This window comes from Actinoplanes sp. NPDC049598, assembly GCF_040675435.1.
GTDB lineage: Bacteria > Actinomycetota > Actinomycetes > Mycobacteriales > Micromonosporaceae > Actinoplanes.
The window spans coordinates 172,795-194,892 of the sequence record NZ_JBFAOX010000014.1 but is presented as its reverse complement, the minus strand read 5'-3'; the positions used below and the strand labels follow the sequence as shown (position 1 = coordinate 194,892).

At 71.5% G+C, this 22,098-nt stretch carries 18 protein-coding genes; 7 read left to right on the top strand and 11 right to left on the bottom strand.

What is annotated here, in order from left to right; all coding sequences use genetic code 11:
* The first annotated feature begins 262 nt into the window (after window positions 1-262).
* Window positions 263-1,576, top strand: a complete 1,314-nt coding sequence (locus tag AB0J66_RS29950; protein WP_364667531.1) for a protein kinase — start codon at window positions 263-265, stop codon at window positions 1,574-1,576.
* 119 nt (window positions 1,577-1,695) lie between these two features.
* Here AB0J66_RS29950 and AB0J66_RS29945 read toward each other — a convergent pair whose 3' ends face one another.
* Window positions 1,696-3,231, bottom strand: coding sequence for a hypothetical protein (locus AB0J66_RS29945; protein WP_364667528.1), 1,536 nt, complete (start codon window positions 3,229-3,231; stop codon window positions 1,696-1,698).
* Between the two features lie 187 nt (window positions 3,232-3,418).
* On the opposite strand from AB0J66_RS29945, the gene AB0J66_RS29940 reads away from it, so the two are divergent.
* The 3 genes from AB0J66_RS29940 (at window position 3,419) to AB0J66_RS29930 (ending at window position 9,684) form a co-directional block, all read left to right on the top strand.
* A complete protein-coding gene (locus tag AB0J66_RS29940) occupies window positions 3,419-5,671 on the top strand; it encodes an SDR family oxidoreductase (protein ID WP_364667526.1) in 2,253 nt (750 codons plus the stop codon).
* Between the two features lie 50 nt (window positions 5,672-5,721).
* Entirely contained in the window at window positions 5,722-6,777 is a 1,056-nt protein-coding gene (locus tag AB0J66_RS29935) for a VanZ family protein (RefSeq protein ID WP_364667523.1), read from the top strand.
* 111 nt (window positions 6,778-6,888) lie between these two features.
* The gene (locus AB0J66_RS29930; protein ID WP_364667520.1) at window positions 6,889-9,684 is read left to right on the top strand and encodes an AAA family ATPase; all 2,796 of its coding nucleotides are present in this window, start codon (window positions 6,889-6,891) and stop codon (window positions 9,682-9,684) included.
* On the opposite strand, the gene AB0J66_RS29925 is transcribed toward AB0J66_RS29930, so the two are convergent.
* The gene (locus AB0J66_RS29925; RefSeq protein WP_364667518.1) at window positions 9,643-10,590 is read right to left on the bottom strand and encodes a LysR family transcriptional regulator; all 948 of its coding nucleotides are present in this window, start codon (window positions 10,588-10,590) and stop codon (window positions 9,643-9,645) included. The genes AB0J66_RS29930 and AB0J66_RS29925 overlap by 42 nt on opposite strands.
* 107 nt (window positions 10,591-10,697) lie before the next feature.
* On the opposite strand from AB0J66_RS29925, the gene AB0J66_RS29920 reads away from it, so the two are divergent.
* A complete protein-coding gene (locus tag AB0J66_RS29920) occupies window positions 10,698-11,630 on the top strand; it encodes an NAD-dependent epimerase/dehydratase family protein (RefSeq protein ID WP_364667515.1) in 933 nt (310 codons plus the stop codon).
* 125 nt (window positions 11,631-11,755) lie between these two features.
* Here AB0J66_RS29920 and AB0J66_RS29915 read toward each other — a convergent pair whose 3' ends face one another.
* From AB0J66_RS29915 to AB0J66_RS29895, 5 genes are all read right to left on the bottom strand, one after another.
* The gene (locus AB0J66_RS29915) at window positions 11,756-12,592 is read right to left on the bottom strand and encodes a hypothetical protein (protein WP_364667512.1); all 837 of its coding nucleotides are present in this window, start codon (window positions 12,590-12,592) and stop codon (window positions 11,756-11,758) included.
* A gap of 116 nt (window positions 12,593-12,708) precedes the next feature.
* The gene (locus tag AB0J66_RS29910) at window positions 12,709-13,203 is read right to left on the bottom strand and encodes a nuclear transport factor 2 family protein (protein ID WP_364667509.1); all 495 of its coding nucleotides are present in this window, start codon (window positions 13,201-13,203) and stop codon (window positions 12,709-12,711) included.
* A gap of 65 nt (window positions 13,204-13,268) precedes the next feature.
* Window positions 13,269-14,057, bottom strand: a complete 789-nt coding sequence (locus AB0J66_RS29905; RefSeq protein ID WP_364667506.1) for a hypothetical protein — start codon at window positions 14,055-14,057, stop codon at window positions 13,269-13,271.
* The gene (locus AB0J66_RS29900; RefSeq protein ID WP_364667504.1) at window positions 14,054-14,614 is read right to left on the bottom strand and encodes a sigma-70 family RNA polymerase sigma factor; all 561 of its coding nucleotides are present in this window, start codon (window positions 14,612-14,614) and stop codon (window positions 14,054-14,056) included. The genes AB0J66_RS29905 and AB0J66_RS29900 overlap by 4 nt, the downstream gene beginning before the upstream one ends.
* 16 nt (window positions 14,615-14,630) lie before the next feature.
* Window positions 14,631-15,758 (bottom strand): acyltransferase, encoded by a 1,128-nt coding sequence (locus tag AB0J66_RS29895; protein WP_364667502.1) that lies wholly within the window; start codon window positions 15,756-15,758, stop codon window positions 14,631-14,633.
* Window positions 15,759-16,007: 249 nt separating this feature from the next.
* On the opposite strand from AB0J66_RS29895, the gene AB0J66_RS29890 reads away from it, so the two are divergent.
* Window positions 16,008-16,556: a sigma-70 family RNA polymerase sigma factor gene (locus AB0J66_RS29890; RefSeq protein WP_364667499.1), complete on the top strand. Its 549-nt coding sequence runs from the start codon at window positions 16,008-16,010 to the stop codon at window positions 16,554-16,556.
* A gap of 68 nt (window positions 16,557-16,624) precedes the next feature.
* Here AB0J66_RS29890 and AB0J66_RS29885 read toward each other — a convergent pair whose 3' ends face one another.
* The 4 genes from AB0J66_RS29885 to AB0J66_RS29870 all read right to left on the bottom strand — a co-directional run bounded on the left by AB0J66_RS29885 (window position 16,625) and on the right by AB0J66_RS29870 (window position 21,034).
* Complete coding sequence (locus tag AB0J66_RS29885; protein ID WP_364667496.1) at window positions 16,625-18,178, bottom strand: discoidin domain-containing protein; 1,554 nt, start codon at window positions 18,176-18,178, stop codon at window positions 16,625-16,627.
* A 150-nt stretch (window positions 18,179-18,328) separates the two neighbouring features.
* Window positions 18,329-19,723 (bottom strand): NAD(P)-binding protein, encoded by a 1,395-nt coding sequence (locus AB0J66_RS29880; RefSeq protein WP_364667493.1) that lies wholly within the window; start codon window positions 19,721-19,723, stop codon window positions 18,329-18,331.
* A 73-nt stretch (window positions 19,724-19,796) separates the two neighbouring features.
* Window positions 19,797-20,414 carry an NAD(P)H-binding protein gene (locus AB0J66_RS29875; RefSeq protein WP_364667491.1) on the bottom strand — a complete coding sequence of 206 codons (618 nt, stop codon included), beginning with the start codon at window positions 20,412-20,414 and terminating at the stop codon, window positions 19,797-19,799.
* A gap of 74 nt (window positions 20,415-20,488) precedes the next feature.
* Window positions 20,489-21,034 carry a TetR family transcriptional regulator gene (locus AB0J66_RS29870; protein ID WP_364667488.1) on the bottom strand — a complete coding sequence of 182 codons (546 nt, stop codon included), beginning with the start codon at window positions 21,032-21,034 and terminating at the stop codon, window positions 20,489-20,491.
* Window positions 21,035-21,220: 186 nt separating this feature from the next.
* On the opposite strand from AB0J66_RS29870, the gene AB0J66_RS29865 reads away from it, so the two are divergent.
* Window positions 21,221-22,072 carry an SDR family NAD(P)-dependent oxidoreductase gene (locus AB0J66_RS29865; protein WP_364667485.1) on the top strand — a complete coding sequence of 284 codons (852 nt, stop codon included), beginning with the start codon at window positions 21,221-21,223 and terminating at the stop codon, window positions 22,070-22,072.
* Window positions 22,073-22,098 lie beyond the last annotated feature (26 nt).

The window sequence follows — 22,098 nt, the reverse complement described above, 5'->3', positions numbered from 1 at the left end:
CATCGACGCAAGGTGTCCCAGAGCTCACTGCTCGGAACCGAAAGTTTCGGGAGGCTGCCGCCTGGCCGTCTTGCGGATGGCGGCTGCTTGAACACCGGCGCCGGGCCGGGCGTGGTCGCCACGATGGCCGTCGCGGCGGCCAGCTACCCCTCGCTTGAACGCGGATCGCGGCCGGCACGGCGGCCCGGGCCCGGCACATTTCTTTTTGGTTCGGAAGTTGCGAAGTGGGTTTGCCGCTGCCCCGCCAGGAAACAGGCATGGCGTGAATCGAGGGCAGCTGATCGCGGGGCGCTACCGGCTTCAGGAAGTGCTGGGCCGGGGCGGGATGGCCGTGGTCTGGCGCGCCGACGACGACGTTCTGGGCCGGCAAGTGGCCGTGAAAGTGCTGTCGGCCAACCTGGCCGGTGACCCGGAGCAGCAGCGGCTCATCCGCACCGAGGCGCGGGCGGTGGCGCGTCTGCGGCACGCCAACGTCGTCGCCGTCCACGACTACGGGGAGCTGATCGACGAGGGGCGCACGCTGTCGTACGTCGTGATGGAGTTCGTCGACGGCCGGACCCTGGCCGACATGCTCACCGCGGGCCGGCTCCCCTGGAAGGTGGCGACCCTGGTCGGCGCCCAGGTCGGGGCGGCCCTCGCGGCGGCCCACCGGGACGGCATCGTGCACCGCGACGTGAAACCGGCCAACGTCATGGTGACCAGCGCCGGCGTGAAGCTGGTCGACTTCGGCATCTCGGCCACGGTCGGCGCGACCGACGGCGACGGCGGCATGCTGGTGGGCACACCCGCCTACCTCGCGCCGGAGCGCGTTCGGGGCGGCCCGGTGCGGCCCGCGACCGATGTGTACGCCCTCGGCCTCATGATGTACCTCGCGCTGGCCGGCCGGATGCCGTGGGACGCGTCGACCGTCACCCAGATGGTCAAGGCGCACGTCTACGCGAAACCGGCGCCGCTGCCGGCGATCCCCGGCCTGCCGTCGGCCGTGGCCCGGCTCGTGGCGCGCTGCCTGGCCAAGAAACCGGCCGACCGGCCCAGCGCGATCGAGGTCTCGGAAGTGCTCGGCGAGGCCGCCGGCCTGCCGTCGGCCTCGCTGCTGCGCAGCATGTCCGCGCCCACGGTGACGCTGGCCGCGGTCCGGCCCCGGCGCACCGGCCGAGCGGTCCTGATCGCGGCCGGGGTGGTCGCCGGTCTGGCCATCGGCGGCGGCGCCTGGTGGGCCGGCGACAGCCCGGTCGAGCCGGCCCGGGCGGACGCGGCCACCGTGCCGTCCGCCCCGGCGGTCACCACTCCGCCGGAGCGGAGCCCGTCGACGGCCGCGACCAGGTCGGCCGCCGCGTCCAGCTTGACGGTGCGGCCGGTCGCGGCCTCCGCCCAGCGGACCGGCTCGTCGGCCTCATCCGCCCGGAAGCCGCCCCGGTCGGCGGCCGCACCACCGCCCCGGGCCGCCAAAGGGAAGCCGGCGCCGAAGGCGAAACCAGCACCCAAAGCGAAGCCGGCGCCGAAGAAAGGCTGGCCGGGCAAGGTCAAGCACCCGCGTCGCGGAGGCCACGGACCGGGCGGGCCCCACCGGCACTGACACCTGACCCACACCGAGCTTCGCGCCGGCCGGCCCTCTTCACGCCGGCTGGCGTTTGTGCGTCGCCGGCGGTCTGCCGGCCGGCGGCGGACGGGTCTGCGGGCGATGTCGGGCGCCGCTTACTGCCGGTCGATGCGGGTGACGCGGTAGACGCTGCCCCACGGGTCGGCCAGCATCAGCAGCGTAGCCGGCTCGCCGGCGGGGGTGTCGCACGTGAAGTCCGGGTAGCGGTCCTCCGCGCAGAGCAGACCGCCACGGCCGTACACCCGGGCGTGCATGATGCCGCTGGCCGTGGTCGCCTGCATGAAGACGTCGATCGACGATGTGGGCGTGAAGGTGAAGCAGGCGAAGACATGGTCCTCGTCGAACGTCACCGTGAGGTCCTGCTTCCACGGCCGGCAACCGCGGATCTGGTCCTCCCGCTGGACGCCGATCGCGTACTTGCCCGTCGGCATGTCGGGCGGGGCGGTCAGCAGCAGGCGGTAGGGCGACTGGCCGGCCAGGTCGCACACGGTGTCGGTGCAGACCAGGGTGCCGTTGGCGTCGAAGACCTGGGTCTGCGGGTGACCCGGGATGCCGGTCGACGGCGGCAGCAGGATCTGCGTGCGGGTGCCGGCGGGAACCGAGAACTGGTAGCAGTCGACCTGGCCGACCGCCCGGAAGACGCCGCGCTCGGCCGCGTGGGCGCCCTGCGCCGTCGTGGGCCGGCAGCCGGCCCCCTGGAGCGGGATGAACGTGGTGGCGTACGAACCCCGGGCGATGATGCCGTTCTGCCCGTCGGCGATCACGGTGTAGCGGCCCGGCGCGGCGAAGTCGCACGTCTCGGCCAGGGGGTCGCAGACCGGCTCACCGGCCGCGTCCAGAACGGTGAGGTTGCGGGCGTTGTTCGTGTCGCTGCGCGCGTGCAGCAGGGAGGTGCCGGCGGCCGGCACGATCAGCGTGCGGCAGCGGTTGCCGTCGAGCCGGTCGGAGACCGAGCCGAAGCGGCCCGGCCCGACGACCGGGCAGCCCCGGGCCGGGGTCACCGACCGTACCTGCACCTCGGCGGTGGCCGAGCCCGGCTGGGCGGCGGCCATCGCCCGGTACGGCGCCCGGCCGGACAGCGTGCACGGCGCGGGCAGGTCGCAGATCTGCGCGCCGGCCGCGTCGCGGACGATGACCCGGCCGCTCTGGGTGAAGGCGAGGATCCGCTCACCCGGACGCCCGGTGAACAGCGAGCAGTGCACCTCGACGGCGGTGGTGGCGACCTCGGTCGACGGCGCGTTCCAGGCCGTGCCGGCCCGCGCGCACGACGCGGGGTCCTGCGCGATGGCGGCGACCTGGTAGGTCAGCGGCGTCGAGCGCGGGTTGCGGACCTCAATGGTGTAGTCGCCGGTGGCCGGCACCTCGCACTGCCACAGGTAGCCGACCGGCGCCGTGCAGACGACCGCGCCGGAGGTGTCCCGCAGCTCCGACGCGGCGGCGATGGTGGGCCGGACGACCTGGATGAAATGCCCACCGGCGGTGAGTCGCACAGCGTGGCAACCGGTCTCACCCTGCTGCAGCGTCGCCGTGCCGGTCTGCTCGGCCGGCAGCGCGCCGAAGTGCCCCTCGACCAGCGGCGCGCATGAGGCCTCCACGGAGGCGTACGAGACCCCGGAAAGCCCGAAGGCCATGATCAGACCGCACGCCAGTGCGGCACCCCAACGCTTCAAGACGTCCCCCGGTGACTGTCGTCGATGGCGTCCTCATTGGATATCACACCGGCCACAAGGCCGAACGGGCGCGCTGTGAACTTCGCGTCCGCAGGCCCGTTGTCAGCAACAAGGGGGATTTCGACTCCTGGTCCACCGAGGAGTTGTGATGGATTACGCCGATCATCGTGTGCCGCGGGGCACGGGAGCGCATCTGGTGACCGGAGCCACCGGTTTCGTCGGCCGGGCCCTGGTGCTGGAACTGCTGGCCCGGACCGCCGCGCCGGTCGTCTGCCTGGTGCGGGCGGCGGACGATCAAGACGCACAGCGTCGCCTTCAGGAGGCGCTGCGGGAAGCGGCCGGGGCCTACGGGGCCGAGGCGCCCGTCCGGGAGGCGATCGCGACCCGGTGCCACGCCGTCCACGGCGACCTGGCGCAGGATCTGGGGCACGTGGCCGCGGGCTGGGCCGGCTCGGTCGATCAGGTGTGGCATTGCGCCGCCTCGCTGCGGTTCCTCGAACGAGATCGGGCCCTGATCGAACGCGTCAACGTCGACGGCACGGTCCGCCTGCTCGGTCTTGCGGCTCAGCTGCGGGCGACGGCCTTCCACTACATGAGCACGGCGTACGTGGTGGGCGAGGCGACCGGCGAGATCCGGGCGGCGCCCGTGGAGACGGCGACGGCGAACAACGTCTATGAAGAGTCCAAGCTTGAGGCCGAGCGGGCCGTGCTGGGCTTCGCGTCAGCGGGGATTCGGGTGACCGTGCTGCGGCCCAGCATCGTGGTGGGGCACAGCCGGACCTACGCCGTCAGCGGGACCCGCAGTGGGTTCTACGGCTTGGCCGCCGCCCTGGAGCGGTACCACGACCGGGAGGATCTGCCTCCCGGGCCGGTGCGGGTGCTGGCGCCCTCCGACGGCACGTTCGACCTGGTTCCGGTCGACCAGGTGGCTCGGGAGGCGGTTCTCTGCGGCCTGCGGGGCGAGCCGGGCGGGATCTACCACCTCACCTCGGGGCGGCCGTTGCCCGTCCCGGTCGTGCTCGCCGCGATAACCCGTACGACCGAGGTCGCGCCGGTGGCGCTCGTCGGCGACGCCGGTGATCTCCGTTCCCCGGTCGAGCAGCGACTGGGCAGGACGCTCGGCTTCTACCGGGTCTACATGCACGGCGACAAACGCTTCGACCGCAGGCGTACCGATGCGATCGCCGGGCCGGCCGCGGCGGTCGACGAGGTGTTTCTCGAACGCCTGCTGGGCCCGCCCCAGGGAGCGGAGGCGAAGCGGACGGTGGTGATCGTCGGCGGCGGGTACGCGTCCTTCGCCGCCTATCGAGCGCTGCGCCGCCGGATGCGCCGGGCCATCGGGCGCGGCGACGTCCGGGTCGTGATCGTCGCCCCGGGAGCCAGACACTCCTTTCACGGCTGGACCGGTGAAGTGATCGCCGGCACGCTGGATCGCAGTCTGCTCGAGTCGTCGACCGCGGAGATCAGTCCGGGCGCCGAGGTGGTCGAGGGCCGCGTCACCCTGGTGGCGCTGGCCGACCGTCAGATCGGCGTGGAGCCCGACGCCGGCGGCCGGGAGCGGTGGCTGGCGTTCGACCACCTGGTGCTGGCCGCCGGCGCGGTGGGGCGGGATCTGCCCGGCGCCGGGCTGACGCCGGGACAACTGGCGGAGCGGTCTTCGCTGGTGACCGCCGGCGCCGGTCCGGTGGTGGTCGTCGGTGGCGGGTTCGCGGGCGTGGAGACGGCCGCGGCGATCGCCGAGCGATGGGGCCGGGAACGCCGTGCGGGCGGGGGCGTGACGCTGATGCAGTCCGGTGACGTGCTCATCCCGGAACTGATGCCGCGCTACGCCCGGCTTGATCGCTATGTGCGGAGGAGGCTGAGCGAGGCCGGCGTGACCGTGCGCACCTCCACCAAGGTCGTCGCGGTCACTCCCGACGGCGTTCACCTGGCCGACGGATCGGCCGTGCCGGCGGCGCTCGTCGTCACCGCGGTGGGCCGCCGGCCGGTTGCCCTGCCCGGGACGGAGGGTCTCGACCGCCGGCCGGACGGACGGCTCGTCGTCGACCGCCGGCTGCGAGTGCCGGGTGCCGAGCGGGTGTGGGCGGTAGGCGACGACGCGGCCGTCCCCCGGCCGTTCGCCGGTGGCGTCTGCCCGCCCAACGCGTTGTGGGCTCTGAAGCAGGGCGCCGTCGCCGGCCGGAACATCGCCCGGGGCCTGAAGGGGCGTGGTCCGGTCAGATTCACCTATCCCGGTCTGGGCCGGGCCGGAAGTCTCGGCCGCGGGCAGGGATTCATGCACCTGTACGGCGTCCCGGTGACCGGCCGGCTCGCCTGGCTGCTGCGAGCTGTCCTCTTCGCCTGGTTCATGCCGTCCCGCCGACAGGGCTGGCGTGCGCTCCGAGCCCTGCTGACCGGCTGATCTTTCCGCCCCGGAGGTGCGGACCGCGTCGGCTCTGATGAGGAGGCAGAATGCTGAGTTTCACCAATCCCGTGGTCGCGGTGGTGCTTTTCGCTGCGGTGGTGCCGCTGGTGGCGCTTCCGTGGACCCACCACCAGTACGCCCGCTTCGGTCAGCTCCGCGGCTGGTCGGCGTTGGTGGCCGCAGCCGAAGTGCTCTACCTGTGCGGGCTCATCGCGTTCACGCTGTTTCCGCTGCCGGAGCACAACGCCAAGCCGTGTACAGGCGATTTCCTGACGCTGAACCCGCTGGTCGACCTGGCGGCCACGCCGGCGGCGGTCGCGCAGATCGGTCTCAACGTCCTGCTGTTCGTGCCGCTGGGTCTTCTGCTGCGCTACCGGTGGCGCCGGGGCGCCCTCGCCACCGCCGCGGTCGGGCTGGGCGTCTCGTTGCTGGTGGAGACGACGCAGGGCACCGCGATCTTCGGTCTGTACGCGTGCCCGTACCGGGTTGCGGACGTCGGAGACCTGATCGTCAACACGGCCGGAACCGTTCTCGGCGGGATGCTGGCGCTCGCGACCTCGCGGCTGCTGCCGGCCCCGGAGCCGCAGTGGGTTCCGGATCTGGCGCAGCCCGGTCTGGCCCGGCGTGCTCTGGCCCACGGGGCCGATCTGCTGATTGCTTTTCTGGGCGGGTCGGTGACGGCGATCGTGCTCTTCTTCGCGGGCGTGGAGGTGTCGGCGGTTCCGCTGGTCGTCCTGGCCACGGCCGTCACCACCCTGCTGGCGCCGCTGGTGCGACGCGACCGCGCGACGCTCGGGCAGGTGACGTTCCTCCTCGCCCCGGAGCCGGCGCGCGCCGTCCGATCGGTTCTGCTGCGGTACGCCGTCTGGTGGCTGCCCGTGGGTGTGCTGGCCGCGACCGACCGGCTGGCCGTGCTGCTGCTTCTGGCTGTCGTGGCCGTCCTGGCGGCGCGGTCCCGGGCCGACCGGCGCAGCGTGCTCGAGCTGGTGACCGGCACGACGACGGTCACCAGACCGACCTGGGACCAGATGATCGGCGGGTCGACCCCTCAGCCGGCTCGCCCGGCCGACCCGGCGGCTTCGACCGCTTCGCCGGCGACCTGAGCACCGCCTGCGCCGGAACCCGGCCGACGGATCCCACCACGCTCGCAGCCGTCGCCCAGCAGCAGGGTATCGAGATGCTCGGCCCCGGTCGGCCGAACCTATAATGATCGTATGGATCCGCTGCTGGGCCGCGCGCCGGAACTGGGCGCGCTGACCGGGGCGATCCGCGATCTGCGCCGGGGCCGGGGCGGCCTGTTCTGGCTCGAGGGTGAGCCCGGGATCGGCAAGACCGCCCTGCTCGAAGCGGCCATCGACGTGGCCCGGGCCGAGGGCGTGGACGTCTACCGGGCCGTGGCCGAGGAGGCGCTCCAGACCTTCCCGCTGCGTCTGTTCGCCGCCCTGTTCGGCAACAAGGCACCCGAGGCGGTCAGCACTGCCGGTGGCCCCGATCCGATCCTGGTGGCGGTCGAGGAGATCGTCGACGACGTGCTCCGCCGGAGCGTTCGCGGCCCGGTCCTGATCGCTTTCGAAGACCTGCAATGGGCCGACCCGGATTCGCTGACGACGTGGTTGCGGCTGATCCGCGAGGCGTCGCATCACCGCATCCTGCTGGTCGCGACGGCCGCCACCGCACCCGACATCGACCGCCGGACGTGGCACCCCCGGACGGCCGTCCTCGCGGCGGGCGGAACGGTGATGGAGCTCGATCCGCTGGACCCCGGCGAGGCGTTCGAGCTTTTCTCCCGTGAGTTGGGCACGAGACCGGGGCCGGGGCTGCGTGCGCTGGTCGCCGAGGCCGGAGGCAATCCGCTCTACGTGTCCGAGCTCGCGCGCTCCCTGGTTCACGAGGGGCTGCTCGTCGACCGGGGTGGCGAGGCCGAGATGCGTACGGGCGCGGCTGAGCCACCGGCCTCGCTCGGTGCGGCCCTGCACCGGCATTTGCGGCTGCTCAGCGAAGAGGCCCACAGCCTGCTGCGGATGGCCGCCCTGCTCGGCGGGGAGTTCGACGCGCAGGAACTCGCCATCGTGCTCGACCGGCCGGCCGCCGGCATGGTCGACAGCCTGCGGGAGGCGCATGCCGCCGCCGTGATCGTCGAGACCGGCGACGGGCGGCTCGCCTTCCGCCACGGCCTGATCCGCCGGGCGCTGGCCGACGAGCTGTCGGCCTCGCTGCGCACGGCGTTGCACCAGCAGTTCGCCGAGGCCCTGGCCCAGCACGGCGTGCCGTTCTCCTCGGTTGCCGCGCACCTGCTCGCGGCGCCCGGTCCGCAGCCGCTCTGGGTCGCGGCCTGGCTGGCCGAGCTGCGCGAGTGGGTCCTGCGGGTCTCGCCCGAGCCCGCCGCCGTGCTGCTGTCCGCGGCCCTCGACGGCGCGACCACGCCGCCCGGGCTCCGCGAGGTGCTGGCCGCCCGGCTGCTGCCGATCGTGCAGGCCCTGGGCCGGGACGGGCAGACCGAGGAGGTGGCCGCCGAGGTGCTGCGCATATCGGCCGATCCGGCCCGCCGGGCCGACGCCTGGCTGGCCCGGCTGGCCGTGGCGAACCGGACCGGACGCTTCCCGCAGGCGCTCGCGCTGAGCGAGAAGGCCCTGGCCGATCCGCGGCTGACAGCCGGAAGGCGGGCCTGGATCCGTTCCCGTCGGGCCCTGTACCTGCTCAAGAGCGGTGCGGTCATGGACGGCGAGGCCGAGGGACGCCGGGCGCTGGCCGAGGCGGAAGCCGCCGACGACGCCGTGGCCGTCGGGTACGCCCACCAGGCCTTGGCCACCGTCGGGCACGACCCGGGCGTGGCTCTGGCCCATCTGGACGCGGCGCTGTTCGCGCTCGACACGGCCGGGGTGACCGCCGAACGACCGGCGCTGCACATGATGCTGCTCAACAACCGTCTGGCGGCCCTGAACAACCTCGGCCGCCCGGAGGAGTTCCGGGAGGCCGCCCGGACCGTTCCGGAGCTGGTGCGGCGCACCGGGCGCAACCGGGCCGCGATGCTGGTGCTCGGCGTGGCCATGGGCAGTTACGACTTCGGGGACTGGGACGACGCGCTGGCGTACCTGCGTCTGATGCCCGACGAACTGCCCGCCGCGCTGCGCATGGGCCGACACGGCCAAGCCGCCCTGATCCTGGCCCATCAGCAGCGATGGAGCGAGGCCGCGCTCGACCTGGCGGCGGGGTCGGCGATCACCGTCGCCGGCGCGGACACCCGCATCTATTCGGGCTACCTGGTCGCGGCGCAAGCCATGCGGGCGGAGGCGGACGGCGACCAGCGGACGGCCGCCGACCTGCTCGCGACGTGGGTGGAACCGGCCATCGGCATCGAGGGCCGGGAACGCTACATGTGGCTGCCCAGCCTGACCCGGTTGTCGCTGGCCGTCGGCGACCGGCGCCTCGCGGCCACGGCCGTCGCCGCGGCGGCCGAGGACGCCGCGGCGGCCGACGCTCTCCCGATGCAACACGCGGCGGCGCGGCTGACCCGCGCCCAGTTCGAGGACGACACCACTGAGCTGCGCGAGGTGGTTGCCCTCTATGCGGGGCACGGCTGGCGGTACATGGCGGCGTTCACCGCCGAGGAGCTGGCTGTCCGTCTGGCCGCCGCCGGCAACGCCGGCGACGCGCGCGAGGCCTTCAACGAGGCCGTACGGGGCTACTTCGCGCTCGGCGCGGCCGGAGATCTGCGCCGCGCCGACGCCCGGTTGCGTGCTTACGGCATCCGGCGGGGCAGCCGCACGCTCGACCAGCGACCGGCCGCGGGCCGGGAGACGCTCACCGCCGCCGAGCGCCGGGTGGCCGAACTGGTGGCCCAGGGCCGCTCGAACCCGGAGGTCGCGAGGGAGCTCTTCCTCTCACCCCGGACGGTGCAGACCCACGTCACCCGGATCCTCCGGAAGCTCGGCTACACCTCACGGATGCAGCTGGTCCGAGCGCACGGATCAGGACAGAGCCTGGGTGATGTGACCCGGACCTCCGGATAGGCCACCCTCGAGTTGGTTCTTCACATCCCGGGGCACCCGTACACCGCGGGTGCGCAGATCGGCGATGAAGCGGCTCACCAGCGGGTCGGGCTCGCCCGGGGTAACCGCGACCAGCTGCCTGGCCCATCGGGGCGAGAAGGAGCGGACCACGCCCGGGAAACCCGCGGTGACGGCACTGACGGGACTGATCGCGATGCCGAGACCGGCCGCCGCGAGCTGGGGCGCCGCGGAGGTGACCGCCGTTCTCACCACCGGCCGCAGGCGAACGCCGGCGGCGCTGAGCGCCCGGTCGAGCCAGCTGCTCAGTCCGTTCTCCGGCGCGAAGTGCACCAGGTCCTCACCGTCGAGCCCGGGAAGCGTCACTGATGTCCTCGCCGCCAGCCGGTGGCCTCGCGGCGCCGTCAGCACGATCTCCTCCTCGGCGAGAACGGTGGAGACGAAACGGCCCTCCACCGGGCCCGGCAGCACGAGGACATCGACCTCGTTCGCCTCGACGAGTTCGAACAGACCGTCCGGCGTGACGGCCTCCCTGATGGTGACGGCCACGTGCGGGCGGTGCCGGTGCCAGGCGCGGATCACCGGGGCGAGCAGCGGCACGGTCAGGCTCTGCGCGCAGACCAGGCGCAGCGATCCGCCGCCCACCTCACCCGTGGCCCGGGCCGCGCGTACCGCTGAGGCGGCCGCGTCGATCGCTCGCCGCGCGTCCGCGACGGCCGTGCGCCCGGCCGGAGTGAGCGAGACGCCCCGTGATTCCCGGCGCAGCAGGGGCGTACGGGTCTCGCGCTCCAGCGTGGCGATCTGCTGCGACACGGCGGGCTGCGACGAGTGCAGCAGCCGGGCCGCCTCGGTGATCGATCCCGTGTCCGCGACCGCGACCAGGCATTCCAGTGCTCGCAGCGTAGCCATCCGAAAATCTTATCGCGGACCCCCGAAAGCTAAATGTTCCTGAGGGAAGGGTCGGCGGGGACCGGTTGCTGCACTAGTTGGAGATCACTTCGACCGAGGAGAACGACATGGCACAGACGTTCATCACAGGCGGTTCCGGCTTCATCGGCCGGCGACTGGTCAAGCGCCTGCTGGCCGACGGGCACACCGTCAAGGTCCTGGTCCGCAGTGCGGCGTCCGCTGACGTCGTGGCCGCGCTGGGCGCCCAGCCGGTTCGCGGAGAGCTGACCGATCCCGACACCTGGTGGGCCGCCGTCCAGGGCAGCGAGGTGCTGTTCCACCTGGCGGCGGAGACCGACATCACGGCCGATCGGGAGCGCCAGGAGCTGATCACGGTGGGCGGCACCCGGGCCGCCCTGGAAGCGGCCCGGCGCGCCGGAGTCGCCCGCTTCGTGCACTGCGGCAGCGAATCCGCTCTCCTGGCCGGCGAGTCGCTCATCGACGTCGACGAGACCGCGCCGCTGCGGCCGGACTCCGAAGCCGCCTACTGCGCGACGAAAGCCGACTCCGAGGCGTTGGTCCTGGCGGCGAACGCGCCGGGCTTCGCCACCGTGTCGATCCGGCCGCGGTTCGTGTGGGGACCCGAGAGCTCCCTGGTCGACGGTCTCGTGCATGCGGCCCGCAACGGCGAGTTCGCTTGGATCGACGGTGGCCGGCACATCACCGACGTCACTTTCGTCGACAACGCGGTCGAGGGTCTCATTCTGGGATGGCTGAACGGCCGGCCCGGCCACGCGTACTTCATCACCGATCAGCAGCGGGTCAGCCTCCGCGACTTCCTCGAGACGATCTTCGAGTTCCACGGAGTGGACGCCACGATCCCCGAGATCGACGGTGAGACCGCCGCGCGCGTGGTCCCCGTTCCCGCCCGGTGGTTCCTGGCGCAGACCTGCACGCTGAGCACCGACAAGGCCGTTGCCGAACTCGGTTACAAGCCGATCGTCACGCACCCGGACGGCCTGGACGCCGTCCGGGACGCGGTCACCCGCAGCGCGGCCTGAGAGACCACGACGAGAGTAACGACGATCGGCCGAGGCGTGATCGGCGGCGGGCTCGGCAAGCTGTGGCGAGCTGCCGGCACGATGTCGCCACGATCGCCTGGGCCGTCGTCAGAGCGAGGCCGGCGTCAGCTCACCAGGTGCCGGACGTACGAGATCTTGCCGTCCGACACGCTCAGCACGACGGCGTTGCCCCGGCCGTCGAGCGCGAAGTCGTGGGCCGAGGCCGAGGGGCAGGGCGCCGAGATCCAGCCGGTCGCCGGATCGATCACGTGCAGTTCGTTGGCTCCGGTGGCGAAGACGATGCGGCCGTCCGGGCCGGCCTGGACGCTGATCGGTTCGTAGAGGTCGGCCGGCGTGGTGAAGTCCTGCCGGGCGCCGGTCCGGATGTCGATGCGGTACACGTCGCCCGTCAGTTCGACCAGGGCGATCCCGCCGCGGCGATCGGCGGCGATGTCGGTCACCGCGTTCATGCCATGAGCCACGGCCCGTGGGGCGGAACCCGGGGAGAGCTCCCACAGGGTGTCGTCACTGCCGCTTCCGCTCGCGTAGACCTTCCCGTTGCCGAAGGCGACGCCGAGCACGCTGCCCAGGCCCTGGGCCAGGACGCGGTGGCGCCCGGTGGCGGCGTCGACGGCCAGCACCTTTCCGCCGAAGTCCGCGACGTAGACGGTCCCGCGACCGTCCGTGGCCACGCCGCGCAGGTTGCCGAGACCGGTCGCGATGGTCCTCGAGACACCCGTGGCGAGGTCGACCCGGCTCAGTTCGCCGGTCGCCGAGCTGAGATAGAACCCGCCCTTCTCGTCGAGCGCGACGGAGAAGGCGTCGATACCGGTCGTGGTGACGAGCCGGCTGACGGGCGCCGGGCACCCGGCGGGCACTGCCCGAGCGGGTGCGCCCGGGCTGATCAAGGGAAGGAGGCCGGCCAGAACAACGGCCGGGCCGGCCCACCAGTGGCTGTGCATTCGACGCGACGATGGCATGCGGTGACACCCTTCTGCTCGGTCAGGTACTCACCGACATCGACGGGAATGGATAGGCAAAGTTCAATCGGCGATCAATGCCGCCGGCCGGTGGCGGCTCAGTCGCCGAGCAGCATGGTCGCGTCGCCGTCGAACCAGGCGTTGGCGATGTCGAGGTGCTGGATGCGCCACTGGCTGCCGTCGCGGACCATGGTCGCGGTGTACCGGTTCATCATCAGCGCGTGCCGGGTCACCGCCGGGTCCGAGCCCACACCGGGCTTGTAGTGCTGGGCCTGGGCGTACGCGTACACCCTGGCGGTGTCCCCGTCGACGAAGGCGCGCACATTGCTGATGGCGTGACTGGTGTCCAGCGGCCCGACCGCGGCGATCAGATTGGTGACCACGGAGTCGCGGGGCGTGAGTGGGGGAAAGTCGTAGCCGATGCGGCGCATCGCCGGGCCCAGATCGACCGTGGCGTCCTCCGTCAGCGAGGAGGTCAGCAGGTCGGCGTCGTTGAGATCGAGCCCGGCGGTGTACCGGTGGAGGGTGTCGGTGATGGCGGCCTGGTCGGTCAGAGCGGCCAGGGCGGAGCGATCGGTCATCGTGTCGGTCATGGTCCCAGTGCACCAGCCGGGTGCAGACGCAACGCCTACGAAACGTTGACGGCGCCTCAGGCGGATCAGTCGAGTTTCGGGTTCTCGTACAGGTCGGAAGCGGACAGGTCGCCGATGGCGCCTCCGCCCTCGAGGTGCAGGGTGAGCGTGGTGATGTTGCTGTTGGCTTCCTCCCTTCCTTCGGGATACCAGGCGGCGAAGTAGCCGTCGCGAACCGTGGCGTGCAATCGTCGTGCCGAGTCGCGGCTTTGCGGGCGGACGGTGATGTCGACCGCGGTGACCTGGGTCCCGACGCGGCCCGCCATCAACCGGACGTAGCCCTCGTCGGTGGCGAGCTGCGGCCACGCGTACATGTCGACGCCCCGGGCGCCCAGCTGCCGAGAGGTCGCCAGTACCGTCAGGATGCTGGCCTGCCGCACCTTGCCGTCGTGATCCCGGAAGCACGTGCGGCTCCCGCTCGGCGCCACGGTGATCACGTACGCGTAGTCGCCGCGCCGTTCGCCCAGCGCGGCCCGTTCCGGGCCCGCTTCCGGCCCGGACGAGCAGTGGTCCATGATCTGCCGGGCGTCGGCGGCCGGCAGCGGTTCGGGGTCCGGGGTCCACGACGCGTACGCGGGCTCGTCGTGAAAGGAGCCGACGGTCAAGGCGCCGGCGGCGACGACCGCTGCCAACGCCGCCATGGCCAGGCGGGCCCGGCCGAGAGCCGGGCGTGGCGTGGCCGGCTTGCGGTCCGCTCGCCGCTCGGTGCTGACGATTCGTTCGAGCAGCCGGCTCGCCGGTTCCTGGCCGACACGCCGGGCCACCGGTGTGGCGGCGTCGCGGATCGCTTGGTCGAGGTCGTCGGAGTGTGTCATTCGGGGCCTCCCGGCAAGGCGGTTCGGACAGGCGACGGACGGGCGGTCGAGCCCGGGTCGGGCGAGTGGCGCAGGTGGTTCCGGAGACGACGGCGGGCACGGACCAGCCGAAGGCTGAACGCTGTCCGGGAGATGTTCAGGACGCGGGCGGCCTGGGGGCCGGTGAGCTCCTCCAGCGCGGTCAGCGTGAGGACCTCCTGATCGGCGGGGGACAGGCGCTGCCAGGCCCGGGCCAGGTCGATCCGGTCGGCCACGGCGTCGGCGTCGGTGACGTCGCGGTCGTCGTCGGGCTCCCGCAGGACGCGCAGGGCGACCTGGCGCTGCCGCTGCAGGCTGCGCCGCTGGTTACGCAGGATGTTGTGGGCGACGGTGAACAGCCAGGCCCGGGCCTCGTCGGGTGGTTCCGGCACGTCGCGCAGGCGACGCCACGCCACCAGGAACGTCTCGGCGACCACGTCGTCGGCCTCGGCCAGATCCGTACGGCGCTCGACGAACACCAGCAGGTCGTCGTACGCAGCCGCGAAGAGCTCGCGAAAGGCGGCTTCGGACTCGGTCATGGTGCGACTCCCGGGTTCACGGCCGGGCGGGGGCCCGCCGCCGGCCCAGCACGAGATCGCGGACATGCGGGGCCAGGGAACGCTCGACCAGGCGGTGAACCGACCAGGACACCGCGAGCAGCATCAGGACGACCCCTGTGATCACTATCGGCGCCGGTAGCCCGGTCTTGAGGTGAACGGTACGGATGAGGCTGTAGCCGATGCGCTGGTGCAGGAGGTAGAAGGGGTACGTGAGCGCTCCGGCGGTGCCCAGCCAGCGCCAGCCGACCCGGTCGGTGGCGCCGAGCGCGACGGCCAGCAGCGCCGCGTAAGCAAGGGTGATCAGGACCGGGGCCGGCCAGGTGGGCACCTCGAAGCCCGGTCTGAGCTGCAGGGCGCGAACGTGCACGTGATGCAGGCTGATCAGCCAGCACGCGACCAGAAGGGCCCACAGCCATCGGTCGCTACGGTCTCGGCGCAGCAGGAACATCGTCATGCCCGCGATGAAGTAGGGCGCGAAGTCCGGCATCACCACCTGCTCGAGCGACGCCCCGGGGAAGGCCGGCATGACCAGAGCGGCACCCAGCCACACCGTGCCGAACGCCTTCATCCGCCGATCGGTGACGCCCGCGGCGAGCAGGCAGGCGACGATCAGATAGAAGCGGAACTCGACCCAGAGCGTCCAGTACACGGAGTCGACCAGCGGCCGGTGCAGCGGCTCGGCCAGCATGGTCAGATTGATCAGCACGTCGGGGCCGGCCACCGTCGGCGCGAACGGCAGGCCGCCGCTGATCGGCACCACGACGCTCACCACGGCAGTGATCAGCACGCCGGCCCAGAAGGCGGGATAGAGGCGTGCGGCGCGGGAGGCGGCGAACTGCCGGACGGTCCGCCCCCAGCCGCTCATCAGGATGACGAATCCGCTGATCAGGAAGAAGACCTCGACGCCCAGGAAGCCGTAGATGAGCACCGGCGCCGCGTGCGGCAGGAAGTACGTGGGCGGGTGCACGCCGTCGAGTCGCCACGAATCCCCGAAGTGGTAGCCCGCCACAGCCAGCGCGCACAACAGCCGCAACCCGTCCAGCGCGTACAACCGGGGGTTTCGCTCGCGCAGGCGCCCGGGCCCGCCGGCGAGCGGCGCCCGGTCGAGGGTGGCTGTCGTCATTCACTGCTCCCGTCGGTCGCGGACGCGGTCGCATCCGGCAGTACATGTGCGGAGCCACCCCGATCGCTACAGGTGATCCAGCACACAGACGACCGCCGTACGGATACCGGCTCGATCTCTCACTGCCGTGGCCGGGGCCACGTCGCCCGGGAAAACCGTCCACCCCTTCGGTGATCCTCGGGCGAGCCCGTCCGTCGTGGGGAGTGGTGCGCCGACGACCGGGGCGGCGCCGCTGACCGGAGGACGAGGATGACCACGCCGGCGCTGGAGCGCTGCCCGAGCCCCGACGAAGCGCTGATCGGGCGCATCTGGCGGGAGCACGGCGCCGTGATGCTCGGTTACGCCGTCAAGCTCACCCACGATCGCAGCGGTGCGGAGGACGTGGTTCAGGAAGCGCTGGTCCGCGCGTGGCGTCGGGCCGGGGACCTCGACGAGGAACGCGGTTCGCTCCGGGCCTGGCTGCTGGTGGTCGTACGCAACATCGTCACCGACCGGATACGGGCCCGGGCCGTACGGGCGACCGAAGTCGGCCCGTCATCGGTCGAGACAGCCATCGGCGACCACGCGGATCGGGTCGTCGACACCATTGTGGTCGCCGAGGGGCTGAGCCGGCTCCGGCCCGAGCAACGCGACGTGATCGAGCTGTTGTATCTGCGAGGCCACTCGACCGCGGACACCGCTGTCCTTCTGGACATACCGCTCGGGACCGTCAAGTCCCGGGCCTTCTACGCGCTCCGCGCGCTGCGCACTGTTCTCTCGGATCTGAACGAAGCGGTGCGTGGCACGTCCGCATCGTGAGTATGCCCGGCGGGGGAGGGGCACATGCGTGTCCCTTCCCCGCCGGTTCGTTCAGCGCGCCGACATGGTCAGCGCCCGAGCACGTCGGCGGCGACGGATCGCAGGCGGGCTGCGGTGGTCGCCGGCAGGTACAGGTTGTCGAGGCTTGCCGGGGACGTCTTGAACAGCGAGCCGTAGAGCACCGCGGCGTCCAAGTAGATCGCCTTGTCGTTCGGGTGCCGGCCGTCCGCGACGATCAGGCTCGAGGTGCCGTCGTCCGCGATCACCTTCTCGAAGGCGTCGCTGATCGGCACGATCTCGTTCGGAAAGGTCAGCCCGGCCGAGAGCCGGGCATAGCCGGCCTCGATGGCCGCGACGTTCGCTGCCCGCGAGGGGAAGCCGGCGTTGTCGGCCAGGGCCCAGTTCTCGAACAGCAGGATCCGGCCACCGGGCTTGAGGTTGTTGACGATGACCGGGGCGTAGGTGTTCAGCAGCGTTTTCTCGGCGGCCGCGTAGTTCTTCGCGACCAGGGTGCTCTGCTCCTGCAGCAGGATGACGTCGTACTTCTTCGACGAGGCGAGCGCGCCCTTGACCTCGCCCGCGTCCCAGGTCTCCTGCAGGGTGTTGCCGAAGTGGTTGACCTCGGTGATGGTGACGGCCCGTCCGGTCTTCGCCGTCAGGCTCTTGACGACGTCCGCGGTGTCCTGGTTGGTCGCGCCGGTGCGGGTGCCGATGAGGCTGTTGCCGATGAACAGGGCGTCGAGGGCGCCGGCGGGGGCGGCGGCGTCGCGTACCGCGAAGTGCAGGGTCAATGGCGCCCCGAGGGCGGCGCCCTGGCGGTCGGCGCCCGAGTACGCCTGAACGGTCAGGGTGTACGAGTCCGCGACGAGCAGCTGTGGACAGTCGACGAAGTCGTTGCACAGGAAGTACGGCGCCTTGCTCTCGACCCCGGTGTAGGTGCTGCCTTTGGCGCCGGTGAGAGTGAACGACACACTGCCGATGCCGGAACCCGAAGAGGTGTCGGCTCGCAGGCTGAGGGTGCGGTGGGGCATTTGACCGAGATCGACGGTCGCACCGTCGCTCACCGGCGCGAATCCGGACACCGGCTCACGCGTGGTGTCGTCGATGAGGGAAACACCAGTGATCGGCTGTGGATTGGTACCGTCGGGCGCGAAGACCCGGAACTCGTACAGGGAGTAGCCGTACTGGGTGGTCCGCTCGGTGCCATACATGCGGACGAAACGAGCCGTGCCGCTCACCGGCACACTCTGCTTGCCGCCCGTCGAGGTCGTCGTGGAATAGACCGTCCGCCAGGCGCTGCCGTCGTCCGACAGCTGAAGGGCGTAGGCCTTGGCGGCGGCACGCTCCCAGTCGAGTTCGACCCGGCCCACGGACTGCGCCGAGCCCAGATCGACCTGGAGCCACTGCGGGTCGACGCCCTGCGCCGATTCCCATCTGGTGCCGCTGTCGCCGTCGAACGCCCGGGCGGCGCTGTTGCCGGCGGTGACGCTCGACGCGGTGGCGGGCTTGCCGGCCGACAGGGAGTCGGCGGCGAAGGCGTTGTGATGCAGGCTGCCGGCCACGAGGGCGGCGCCGGCGGCCAGCGCGAGAGCGCCGGCCGAGGCCATCGTACGGACGCGCATGGACAATCCCATCTAGGTGGTTTTTGTCGCGAACAGCTACTGGGAGACGCCACCTGCGGGAGCCGGATAACACTTCTCCGGAAACTCGCCGGGTCTGAGCTCCAGTCGGGGGCGGCACGCCGAACCGGGGGTGGAGACAACTATCGGCGGTCAGCTGTCCGGGACCGACTCCGCCAAGGTCGCCAGATTCTGCCGGGCGGCCTCGTTGAGGGTCTCGGATGTCTTCAGGGCCGCGGCCACCTCGGGCTCACCGGCGAACTTCCCGGCGCCGGCGGTGATACTGAGTCGGGTGGTCCCGACCCACCGGGCGATGTCGGCCGCCTCGCTCCACCGGGAGGCCGCCACCATCGAGTTGAGCCGGTTACGGATCCAGCCGGCCGCGATGCGGGGGTGCCGGGTGGGCGGGGCGAAATAGTTCTGCTCGGCCGGGTCGTCACGGGTGGCCTCCAGATAGCCGGCCAGCGCGGCGTTGAAAGAGGGACTCGGCGCGCGGACGGTTTGAATGGTGATCCGGCCGTCCTGGAAGACGGGACGTTCCGGCGGCGTCGTGATCGCGGCGGCCGTGCAGTCGACGTAGAGCGGTCGGCCGGACACGGCGGTGTCGCTGTGCTCCAGGTGGATCCGGTCACTGGCGATCCGCCTCACGTGCTCCCCGGCCGTCACGCGCTCGATGCGGCGCAGAGCGTCAAGTTCGCCCTTGCTCGCGCTGGCCGCCCGGTACATCGTCGGGTCGACCGAGAGGTCGATCCGCGTGAGATGCCCGTGACTTTCCAGGCGCCGGAAGAGGTCAGTCACGTCGGAGGCGGCGGCGCACGCCTCGACGCTCTCCGCCCACGAGATCAGGAAAGTGGGGATCAGGTCCAGCGGCTGCACCTTTTCCCGGGGGATGATCCAGGCGTCGTGGGGACGGACCCACTGGATCGCCTCGGGGGCCACTCCGTTGTCCATCAACCACAGACACGCGTCCATGCCGGTCTTGCCGCCACCGATGACCACGTAGCGATCGGCCCAGTGATCGGCATGAACCAGTTCGTTGACCGGGATGCAGCGGACGTCCTCGTCGACGGCGAACGAGCGACGGTGCGTGGCGGGGATGGAGCCTTCGAGATAACGCGCGTCGACGATCTTCTTACGCACCTTGATCTCGGACGACTCACCGGTCAGCAGCGAGGTGAGGGTCGCGGCGCCGTCGCCCGTCCGGCACTCGGTCATCGGACGGAAGGTGACGCGCCCGGACTGCAGGAAGCGCTCCTGCATAACGGACTGGTAGTAGCTGCAGACCTCGAGACCGGTAGCGCGTTCGTACAGACCCGCGTTCGGGCCCCACTCGTCGATGCGGTTCGCGCCGAGGTTGCGTGAACTCACGCCGTAGAAGGCGGACGGCTGGTGCAGCCGCACGAACGGGTAGGCGTCGTTCCAATGCCCTCCGGGGGCATGCCGGCGATCGACCATCAACACGGTGTGGCCCGAATTGCTGATCAGCTCGTCCGTGAACGCCATCCCCGCCGTGCCTGCGCCGACGACCAGATAGTCGACCTCGGTCATACCGTTCTCCCTTGGTGATGAACTCGTCGTTCGCTGAAGGCGATGAGCTCTCGGCTGTGCCCGCTTCCACGGGTCAGGGATAGACGTTGTGGCTGAACGTGGTGACGTCGGCGGTGATGTCCACCATGAAACGGGCGAGGTCCGTGCCGGCCGTCCGGTCGGTCACGCGCCCGTGCGGGTTCAACCGCACCGGGATGGGCCCGCGGGACGGCAGATCCGAGATGACCCGGCCGCGCACGATGGTCCAGTCCAGACCGCTGCGGGCGACGACGTCGTCCTGCCGTCGCCGTTCGGCCAGCGCCGGGGCGTTGAGCAGGCCGTAGGCTCCGACGATCAGCCGGTTCAGCACGCCGGTGACGTGCCGGCCGTAGGAGGCCTCGGACATGACCAGCAGGCGGCGGACACCGGCGGACTCCATCGCCTCGACGATCGTCTGGGTGCCGTCGGAATAGAGCGGGGTCCGCCGGTCCCGCTTCAGCCCGAAGGCGACGAGGACGGCATCCGATCCCGTTACCGCGGCGCGAACCCCAGCCTGATCGAACACGTCGCCGGTCACGATACGGCCGGCCGGGGCGCCCGCGAGCCGGGCCGGGTCCCGGACGAACGCCACGGTGTCGATACCCCGGTCGGCCGTGGTGCGCAGAAAAGACCGGCCGATCGGGCCGGTGGCGCCGAAAACTGTGAACCGCACGGTAGTCGCCTCATATCTGTCGGACCGGCCCGAACATCTTTCTCACCGATTCGACGGCTGCGACATGGGGTGGTTCACTCGCGGTGTGTCGGGGCGACCATTTTCTCGACGGTGTGACGGAGGCTTTCCTTCAACCGGGCGCCGTCGGTCGTGGCCCCGGCGCCCATCATGGCGAGCGCCACGATCATGTCCAGGAGATGAGCGGGCGGAATGGACGAGTCGACCGTTCCGTTGCGCTGCGCCTCGCTCAGCGCCCGGCGTTTCCGCTGATTCGACGCCTGCGCCACCGGATCCGGGGACGGGCCCCGTTCCAACTGGTGCCAGGTGGTGAGCCGGGCCACCACGGGATTGTCGCGGACATGGTCGTACAGGGCGACGGCATAGCCGGGGAGGTCGTCGGCGGAGAACTCGACCGCCTCGACGGCTTCGGTCACCAGCCGGTGGTACACCTCGTCGAACAGCAGATCTTTGCTGCCGAAGTAGTTGTAGACCAGACCCTTGCCGCAACCGGCGGCCGCCACGATGCGGTCGACGCGCGCGCCGGCGATGCCGTGCCGGGAGAACTCGGCGGTTGCCGCCTCGACGATCCGGTCCTTCGTCTGATCGACACTGCGCGCCACCGGCCCATTCTAACTATCGGGTGGGGACGACCCGGCCGCTGTGAGAAGGCATACGTGAACTTCGCCGGGATTCGTCCGTCCAGGCCGCCCAAAAGGGATTTTTCGAATGCGGGCCGACATTGGTCCGGCGGCTTCTCCCCACAAAGCGAGCTACGTTGACTGACCAGTCAGTCATTAGGAGGAGAAATGCCACGCACATGGTTCGTCACCGGCGCTTCGCGCGGACTGGGCCGTCAGATCGTCGAAGCCGCGCTCGAGGCGGGAGACGCGGTGATGGCGACGGCGCGCCGTCCCGAGACGCTGGCCGACCTCGTCGCCCGGTACGGCGATCGCATCGCCGCCGCGGAGCTCGACGTCACCGTCCCCGGCGCCGCTACCGCCCCCCTGCAGTGCGCGGTCGAACGGTTCGGCCGGCTCGACGTCGTCGTCAACAACGCGGGATTCGGCAGCATCGCGCCGGTCGAGGACGTGACCGACGAGGACTTCCGCAGCCAGGTCGACACGAACCTCTACGGGGTGCTCAGCGTGACCCGGGCCGCCATGCCGATCCTGCGGGAGCAGGAATCGGGGCACATCATCCAGATCGCGTCCATCGGAGGCCGGGTGGGAGCTCCTGGCTTCGGCGTGCACCAGGCGATGAAGTGGGCGGTGGAGGGTCTGTCCGAGGCCCTGGCCAATGAGGCCGCCCCGTTCGGCATCAAAGTCACCATCGTCGAGCCCGGTGGGCTGCGCACCGACTACAACGGCACGTCACGCCGGGTGGGCCGGATCCGCCCCGAGTACGAGGCCACGGCCGGCGCCATCGCGCGGGCGCTGGGCGACAACAGTGGTCGTGAGCCCGGGGACCCGGCGCGAGCCGCGCAGGCGATCCTGCGCGTGGCCGGTATCGCCGAGCCCCCGCTGCGGCTCCTGCTGGGCGCCGACGCGGTGCAGTACGCGGAGGCGGCGGCCCGGGCCCGCGACGAGAACGACGCCCGCTGGCGGGAGCTGAGCCTGTCGATCGCCGCCGACGGCGGCTCGGACTCCCTGAAATGGTGAGCGGAATCCCGGAACACGGTTCTGAA